The organism is Chamaesiphon sp. VAR_69_metabat_338, from assembly GCF_031423935.1.
In the GTDB taxonomy this organism is placed as follows: Bacteria; Cyanobacteriota; Cyanobacteriia; order Cyanobacteriales; family Chamaesiphonaceae; genus Chamaesiphon.
This window is the reverse complement of sequence record NZ_JANPGM010000564.1, coordinates 1-8348: the sequence shown is the minus strand read 5'-3', so window position 1 is coordinate 8348 and position 8348 is coordinate 1. Positions and strand designations below refer to the sequence as shown.

Genomic DNA, 8348 nt, shown 5'->3' with positions numbered 1-8348 from the left:
ATGACCGATAGATTGCATCACGCCCATTAAACTGTAATCAATTTTGTAAATCATCTTAGTTAATAAGTATCCAAATTAGAATACATGTCAATATCAATAGAAAGCTAATCCAAATTCCTACTTATAATGCCCTCGATCGTTTTAGTAACTGCTATAGCTCGATCGGTATCGCCGCGATCGAGACAGAATGCTTCAGCTTGCCGATCGGCATCGATCGTTTCAGTTTTCCGTGGATTTTGTTGCAACTTATCCAGAATTGCTGTACTCGAAAATTCTAACGATGATTCGCTCTTGACTGGTGCGTGGCTGAAGCAATAGCTCGGCAGCACTTTTATATAGGTCATTACTAATAATAGTCATAGAGAAATCGTGTGGGCGATCGCCAACGGGATCGTCTTAATTTTCCCTAAAACGTCGATCTTCCGAACGCGTAGTTACCCTCAAGCGTTGGCATCAGTAATTTCAACTAAATTAACGATCGAAATCAAAGATCCGTAGATGCACTTAGATAGGTCTGAGATCGCGTGGGAATAATAGTTTCATCCCACTGAATTTGAAATTGAAGTTTGTAGGTACAGTACCGAACTACAGCAATTTTGGGTTTAGAACTTTGAATTCGACCCGATGGAATTAGAGCAGCAGACTAAGTTCGATCTGTTAGTCCGACAACTAGAACGATCGACACGGCAGCGGACGACTACTAAATATCAACTAAAAGTCGCGGCATTAGCCACGATCGGCTATGGTTATATCGCCATCATTTGTCTGAGTATCTTTAGCAGTTTATGGATGGTGCGGTGGCTATTAGAGCTAACTCAAAAGCGTCCGATTACGATCGATCCCCATCAATTATGGGTGCTATTTGGATTGGTGGCGATCGCCACATTTTGGGTGCAGCCAAATCCATTGAGCGATCGCGAGATTCATCGGAGTGAGTTTCCCGAGTTATTTGCCGTTATCGATCGCTTGAGTAGTGAATTAAAGACGCCCAAAATTCATCATGTGGTAGTCAACTACGAGCATAATGCGGCGATCTATCAGACGCCACATCTCGGCTGGCAAGAATGGTGTAAAAATTATCTAATTCTGGGTTTACCTTTATTACAATCGCTGACTCCCGCCCAACTCGAAGCAACTTTAGCCCACGAACTCGGACATTTAGCCAATCACGATAGTAGTTTTACTGGCTATATTTTTCGGGTCAGACGGATGTGGGAACAGCTCACCGCTGACAATAATTTATTCATTTTACAGTGGTTCTTTCGCTGGTATGAACCGTTAATTAAAGCTTACTCATTTGTCTCGGTACGCGATCGCGAATACGCTGCCGACGCGCTAGCAAAACGGATGACGAGTCCTGAAATTGCGGCTGGCGATCTGATCCAAACTTATATTTATCAATATTATTTACAAGAGCATTTCAATCGCCAACTCGATCGCCAAGCTCAGGAATCGCCTACGCCGCCGCTAGATGTAGTGACGCAAATGTTAGCAGCTTTGCGCCAACCCCTCGATCCGCACGTCGCACGAGTCTGGCTGAACTTGATTTTGGGACAGGCAACCGATACCGACGACACTCACCCCTGTTTGAGCGACAGGTTGGCGGCTGTCGGCTACCCAATCCCGATCGATTGGCAGCCCCAAACCATTACCCATACTGCGGCAGAACAATTTTTCGGCGATCGCTTGGCAGATCTGGCTGCCGAACTCGATCTCCAATGGGCTGAAAGTCGCAAAGCCGCTTGGTTGCGTCAATATTACCAAGCACAGTACCAGCAAGAATATTTAGGAACCCTGAGCTTTCAAGCGACAATTGCCCCGTTAACGCTCAATGAAGCCATCATTCAAGCCGAGCTGACAGGTGAATTAGCTGGCGAGTCTCAGGCTTTCCCGTTATGGCAAGAACTGCTCGCTGCCAATCCCGATCTGGCTCATGCCAATTATCAAGTCGGCAAAGTGCTCGTCAATCGGGGGCATTTCAGTGGTTGCACGTATTTAGAACGCGCGATTGCCCTCGATCCCGAGTTAGTTGTGTCCAGTTGTGAGGAGCTATATCGGTTTCACACATCGCAAGACGATCGCGAATCCGCTGAGACTTATTTGGCATGGCGACAACAACATTTGCCCAAACAATGGCGATCGAAATTAGAGCGCACACTCACGGATACCGATCGGTTTATACCGCACGATCTAGAGCCAGAGCTAGTTGCCGAAATTTGTCGCAAGCTGATGAATTACTCATCGATCGCCCGGGCATATTTAGTATGTAAACCGCTGCAAGTTTTCCCAGAACGACCGCTCTATGTGTTGGCAATTCAACTTCATCCTCGGCCGATCGATCGCCGCCAAGCACCGACAACTACATCACAACATTCACTCAGTCTCGGAGACCGATTGCGGATCGAACTCAACTTCGACCGTCGGTTAGTAATTGCTTTTTTTGACAACAAGAAATCTCGAATTACCAATCGCCAAGACTGGCGGTTAATCGAAAATATCCAAAAAATTCCCAACGCCACCATCTTTCAATAAAGATTAAATCGACTTCCAACTCCCTGTCTTGACTGAAACACATGCGGAGGAAACCTCCGCGTGATTTCAGCCGCAACTCCCAACTCCCAACTATCCTCAATGTCTAAGCAACACCGACCAACCTTTTTAAATCAGTGGTTACTCATTCAAATTTGCGGCTCGATCGCGCTAACAATTGCCACTCAAGCAATCGTTACTTTAGTCGTCCTCATGTGTCACATCGATAATCTGCCCGCGATCTATTTGATGAGATTGCTCGGTTGTTTGCTTAGTAGCGCAATTCAAGGCTATCTTCAATGGCAAATCCTCAAGCAATTTGTCAAATCACTCGATCGTCGCTGGATCTATACGGCAATCGCAGGATTGCCAATGAATATTTTAAATTGGGGCTTAATTCATCTCGGGATGAAAGTATTTGAATTAGATGCAGATGGCACTGTTTTGATTATTTTGGCACTGATTGGTGCCCTCGTTGGTGGTATCAATGGGCGGCTGATCGGGAATTGGCAAAAATCCCTGATCCAGCAAAGTTTGTATTGGCGATCGCTCTGGCATGATTGGGATCGCGAACAGTTACTCGCAGGTGCGTTGGGTGGCATTACCGCCTCGATAATTATTGTGAGTTCGGTAGTTTTATGTGGTTGGAACTGGATGTCATCCCCATTAGCCGCCTTTATCTGCTCGATTGGTTTGGCTTCGATTTCTCAAGTAATGTACGGAATTATCGTCGGCGATACGATTCAGGATGTCTTCAAACAAGCTAAATTAGTTGAATAAATGGGCGATCGATTACTCGATGGAGGGCAAGATTCGTTTGGCAAATTGCAGTGCCTCTGCTGGTGTCTCGATCTTGCCAGTAATTCTGGCTATTTGAATTTCAGTCAGTAATTTACCGATCGTTACTGAAGGTGGAATCTCTAAAAACTCGACTAAATCGCGACCATTAACTAATGGCGTCGGATGGGCAACTCGATCGGCAGGATCGAGATAGCGATCGATTAATGGTTGTAGATCGACTAATTCCACCCCAGCTGCGATCGCAATGACTACTAACAATGGGAAATTAATATCTACAGATTTAAACCAAAAATATTGCTCGGTTATAGACAGCTTTGAACCGACTAATTGCGGTAAATAAGTAATAGCTGTAGTCACGATCTGAATTTCCGCCGAACTCAAAGTCAGTCGTAGCATTTGAGCGATTGCTAACTCTAATTCTGGCGATAGTAAGATTGTCAACTTCCCGATCGCGCGCCGCGAAATCGCAATCGTCTCCCGCACGGATCGATCGAGTTCGGCAGCAAGTGCGGGATAATGTCGATCGATTAATTCGCCCGCGCGATCGAATTTTGCCAACCGCTCCGCGACATCCGCACGCACCGGCATTTCTAGCCAACCAGTCAACAACTCGTCAGCCGCCATTTGCACTAGCCACGGGCTACTGTTGGGTGTTTGAAGTAAATACCGCAGCTCTGCCAATACTCGCTCCGCCGCGACTGTCGTTAGCAACGTTACTAACTCCCGAATTGTCTGGTGGGTATCTGGCTCGATCGTAAAATTCAGTTGTGCCCCTTGTCGATAGGCTCTGAGCAAGCGCAAAGGATCGTCGATGAGATTGTCCTTAGAAATCATTCGGATCGTGCGTTGCCGGACATCTTGAGTGCCATTAAAGGGATCGATCGCTTGTCGAGTTTGGATGTCATACGCGATCGCATTAAGCGTATAGTCCCGTCGCGCCAAATCTCGATCGATACTCGCACCATCCATCTGCGCGATATCCACCGTCAGCCCAGGAAAAACCACCCGCGCAATCTGCCGCTCGGGATCGAGCAAAACAAAACCCGCTTGATGTGTTGTCGCCAACTGTCGCGCCACCTCAACAGCGCGATCTGGGATAACCAAATCTAGATCCAATTCCGCCCGCACCCGCCCGAGTAGAGCATCCCGCACCGCTCCACCCACCACATAGATAGGTTTGGGTAACAGATCGAGATCGAATGGTAGATTCTCTAAAAATTGCATAGAATACTAGATATCGGTTAGTTCCTAACCCCTCATATCTTATGTGTATCTGCATCAATTGTGAGTATGTCGATCGCTGCACGACCTATCATGCGGTGGAAGAACAACATCAGCAAGTGCATCTAACTGCTGTGCCCGACTTTGAAGCGACTCAGCCCCAAATTAACGTCAACATTCGTACTCTCGACGAAGGTGTCGAAATGGAATGGGATGTCGTCGGCTGTCTGAGTTTTACCAAAGATAGCGGCAAATGGTCGCGTCTGCGTCCAGGGGAATTGATTCCTACCTAAAAACCGATCTTGTGGATGTCTGTGGGTCTGTAGGGGCGGGTTTATGCTAGAAATTCCAATTGTAATGGCAATTTAATTCAAACCCGCCCTACCCAACTAGTTACCCTCGATCGCGTAATTTAGCAATTCGACGATCGACGGTGTCGTAAGTCAATTCGATCCGCAGATAATTGGGTGGCAAGTGAGACAATCGCTCCGCCCACTCGATCGCCATAATCCCCAGTTCGGATTCGAGTCCCAACCAATAAGTTTCCAGATGCAGATCGTCAACCTCTGGGGCATCCAGCCGATACAAATCGAGGTGGTATAACGGCAAGCGACCGCTAAAATACTCATTGATAATCGTAAAAGTCGGACTGACGATCGCATCGGTAATATTCAATCCCTGAGCCAAACCCTGAACGAGGGTAGTCTTACCGCTCCCCAAATCCCCAGTTAATAACAACACGCTGCCAGCATTCAAAGACTGACCTAGCTCCACACCCAAGGCGTGGGTATCGTTAGCATCTGCTAATTGGACGATTCGATCGGACATATTCACATCTTGCACCACCATGTAAAAACTAGTAAAAGCGAATATCTTGGGGGTACCCACAAGGGGCACCCCTACAGATAACTTGTAGGGGCGGGCACCCTAAGTCTGACCCAACAATGTTGTTTGTTGCGGCTGAAAAGCGAGGAAGATCGCGTTCTCAGGCTGACTTCGCATCACGGCCGATCGGTGCTACCTTCAAACTTCGATATGTCGATGACTCTTGCGCGCGCCGGTAGAAATGAATCAAAGCTTTAGCCAAGCGGCGCGGATTATGACGGAGGTAGCGGGTATTTGGGTCTTCTTCCATCACGTTCACCGAAAAGATACTCCGACCCAATTGTTTGATATCATCCCGATCGAGCAACACAGGATAAGAATTTTCTTCGGCATAGTATTGCAAGCAATCGGTCGAAGGTGGGGTCTTCTGTATCAATACCGCATCGAATAACTTCTGACCGCAAGCGCGATCGATACTTTCGATATGGTCGGCAACGGTATAATCCGTCGTCTCACCGGGCTGCGTCATGATATTGCAGACATAAATCCGAGGCACTTGCCGCTCGGCGATAGCTTGGGCAATTTCGGGGACGAGGAGATTGGAAATGACGCTCGTATAGAGACTCCCTGGCCCCATAATAATATAATCAGCTTCCTGAATGGCGGCGATCGCGGCTGGTAAGGCTGGCGGATTGGCAGGAGAGCAGCCGATTTCGACGATTTGGCTCTCGGATTTACCGATCGTCGATTCGCCCTGAATCAACTGCCCATCGGCGAGTTGCGCCCATAACGTCACATCTGTCAGCGTCGCTGGCAATACCCGACCGCGAATGGCCAAAACTTTGGAGCTAGCTACTACGGCTCGTTCTAGATCCCCAGTAATCTCGGACATTGCTGTCAAAAACAAATTCCCAAAACTGTGACCCATCAAACCGTCACCAGCTTCAAAGCGATATTGAAATAATTCTGTCAGTAATTTTTCTTCATCCGCCAAGGCCGCAATACAGTTGCGGATATCCCCTGGTGGCAGGACGCCAAAATCGCGCCGCAATCGCCCTGAAGAACCGCCGTCGTCGGCGACAGTGACAATAGCGGTCAAATTCGCACTATATAGTTTTAGACCCCGTAGCAGCGTCGATAAGCCCGTACCGCCGCCGATCGCTACAATTTTTGGCCCCCGATTGAGCCGACGATTATGCCAGAGCATGTCTAACAGAGTTTCGCCACCATCGGGACGCAGTACTTTACTAATTTCGCCCAGCGAGCGGCTGTGTCCCCAAAATACCAAAAATAGGCCAGAGGCCAGCACGATCGGCCCTGACAAGTAATGCGGGATGACTCTGGCTGCAAACTCAACGATCTTGTCAACAAGCTGGAACAGCCAGAAAATTGGGGTGAGCTTGAGCCAGATTGCCAAACCCAAGATCGTCATTAAGACGCCGACATAGATCGTAAATAACCAGCGTTTGACAAAGATGCCTGGAGATAACCACTGAAATAGTCGCCGGAAACTGGAATATTTTCCGTCCTGTGACGGTAAAGTACTACTACCACGTCTTAAATTCCTGACTGCTCGTCTCAAGCGACCGATCGACATTATTTTTCGGGGTTAAAAAATAAGAGAATTTTTAAATTGATAGACAAACTTCAGCTGAGTCAATCTTACAGGTACTCTGACGGATCGCAACGAATAATTAGAAATTTGGGATCGCGCTTGACGAGTGTCATATATCTTATATGCCCATTTAATCCGACTATAATTGCGATCGTAAAGGTTTAATCTCTAGGTTCAGCCATATTACTCACGATCGGACGACTAGTTTGAGCCTAATTTTTGGTTACAGCAATGACAATTACTAAGATCCTGGGCTTAGATCCAGGATTAGCCAGTCTGGGTTTTGGGGCGATTGCTGTTTCGACAGTTACTCGTCCACCGACAGCGACATTGATTGATTTTGGGATTATTCAAACTCCTCCACGCACGGAGATTGGCTCTCGACTCCAAACGATCTACGATGACATGCACAGCCTATTAGACGAAATTCAACCACATTTAGTGGCGATCGAGCAGTTATTTTTCTATAAAATGGGAAATACGATCCCTGTCGCTCAAGCTAGAGGCGTAATTTTGCTAGTCATCGCCCAACATCAGATTCCCTGGGTGGAGTTTACCCCCGCTCAAATCAAGCAAGCAGTTGCTGGTTATGGCAATGCCCAAAAGCCGGAAGTACAAGCCGCCGTTGCCCGCGAACTCAGCCTAGACAAAATTCCGCGCCCTGATGATGCTGCGGATGCGCTAGCAACTGCATTGACAGCTTGGATGCAAATTGGTTGAGTATCGATCTAGCTTACATTAAGTTTAGTTAATTTTTTAGAATCTTGCTCGATGCCAATTTGCCAGACCTTAAGCAACTCGATGTCCCCAGTCAATAGCCGTAGCCAATTGACGAGCTATCTGGGCAAATAGTTACCTCATTGTGTGCTCTCAACAACGCCTCTAGCTTATCAAAAGTCCCTGGAAAATACGCCATGATTGCCAAAATTTCTAATCTCATTAACAATTTACTCACCGTTAATGTATTTTTTGTACTGCTGAGTTTTATCTGGTTTCTAGTAGCGATCGCGGGCAAATATGCAAATATCCCCCTCGGTTTGCTAGTCTGGCAAAGCCTGTGGGAGCCATTATTTCTACCATCAATTAGTGTCTTGATGGGCGGGGCAATTCTCAGTGGGACGATTAGTTACGTCTCCAAAAGTTTCGATCGATCGGCTTGATATTGTCTGATTTCGATTGAAGATAGTGCGATCTCACCGATATGCGGGTACCCACGAGGGGCACCCCTACAAGTTATCTGTAGGGGTGCCCCTCGTAGCAGTGGTGTCAACTTAAGCCTCAAAGTGGCGTTAAAGTAGAGAAAAGAGGAATCAGGAGGAGCAGATGAAAGGTCACTCCGTCAACCAAAAAAATCCCG

Annotated in this window: 9 protein-coding genes; 5 read left to right on the top strand and 4 right to left on the bottom strand. The window is 47.2% G+C overall.

What is annotated here, in order from left to right:
• Positions 1–104 precede the first annotated feature (104 nt).
• Positions 105–344 carry a hypothetical protein gene (locus RMO84_RS15575; protein WP_310489352.1) on the bottom strand — a complete coding sequence of 80 codons (240 nt, stop codon included), beginning with the start codon at positions 342–344 and terminating at the stop codon, positions 105–107.
• 280 nt (positions 345–624) lie between these two features.
• Here RMO84_RS15575 and RMO84_RS15570 point away from each other — a divergent pair, with 280 nt between their 5' ends.
• Positions 625–2532: a M48 family metallopeptidase gene (locus RMO84_RS15570; RefSeq protein ID WP_310489351.1), complete on the top strand. Its 1908-nt coding sequence runs from the start codon at positions 625–627 to the stop codon at positions 2530–2532.
• Positions 2533–2631: 99 nt separating this feature from the next.
• Positions 2632–3309 carry a hypothetical protein gene (locus RMO84_RS15565; RefSeq protein ID WP_310489350.1) on the top strand — a complete coding sequence of 226 codons (678 nt, stop codon included), beginning with the start codon at positions 2632–2634 and terminating at the stop codon, positions 3307–3309.
• A 12-nt stretch (positions 3310–3321) separates the two neighbouring features.
• Here the strand turns inward: RMO84_RS15565 and RMO84_RS15560 are convergent, their stop codons facing one another.
• Positions 3322–4554 carry a CCA tRNA nucleotidyltransferase gene (locus RMO84_RS15560; RefSeq protein ID WP_310489349.1) on the bottom strand — a complete coding sequence of 411 codons (1233 nt, stop codon included), beginning with the start codon at positions 4552–4554 and terminating at the stop codon, positions 3322–3324.
• A 41-nt stretch (positions 4555–4595) separates the two neighbouring features.
• Between RMO84_RS15560 and RMO84_RS15555 the strand changes: the two genes are divergently transcribed.
• Complete coding sequence (locus tag RMO84_RS15555; RefSeq protein WP_310489348.1) at positions 4596–4844, top strand: Ycf34 family protein; 249 nt, start codon at positions 4596–4598, stop codon at positions 4842–4844.
• 100 nt (positions 4845–4944) lie between these two features.
• On the opposite strand, the gene tsaE is transcribed toward RMO84_RS15555, so the two are convergent.
• Both tsaE and RMO84_RS15545 read right to left on the bottom strand, forming a co-directional pair.
• Positions 4945–5400, bottom strand: coding sequence for a tRNA (adenosine(37)-N6)-threonylcarbamoyltransferase complex ATPase subunit type 1 TsaE (gene tsaE / locus RMO84_RS15550; protein ID WP_396135872.1), 456 nt, complete (start codon positions 5398–5400; stop codon positions 4945–4947).
• 136 nt (positions 5401–5536) lie between these two features.
• On the bottom strand, positions 5537–6973 hold the full coding sequence (locus tag RMO84_RS15545) for a YvcK family protein (protein WP_310489347.1): 1437 nt from the start codon (positions 6971–6973) through the stop codon (positions 5537–5539).
• Between the two features lie 249 nt (positions 6974–7222).
• Here RMO84_RS15545 and ruvC point away from each other — a divergent pair, with 249 nt between their 5' ends.
• Entirely contained in the window at positions 7223–7711 is a 489-nt protein-coding gene (gene ruvC / locus RMO84_RS15540) for a crossover junction endodeoxyribonuclease RuvC (RefSeq protein ID WP_310489346.1), read from the top strand.
• A gap of 194 nt (positions 7712–7905) precedes the next feature.
• Complete coding sequence (locus RMO84_RS15535) at positions 7906–8151, top strand: hypothetical protein (RefSeq protein WP_310489345.1); 246 nt, start codon at positions 7906–7908, stop codon at positions 8149–8151.
• The last annotated feature ends 197 nt before the right edge of the window (positions 8152–8348 follow it).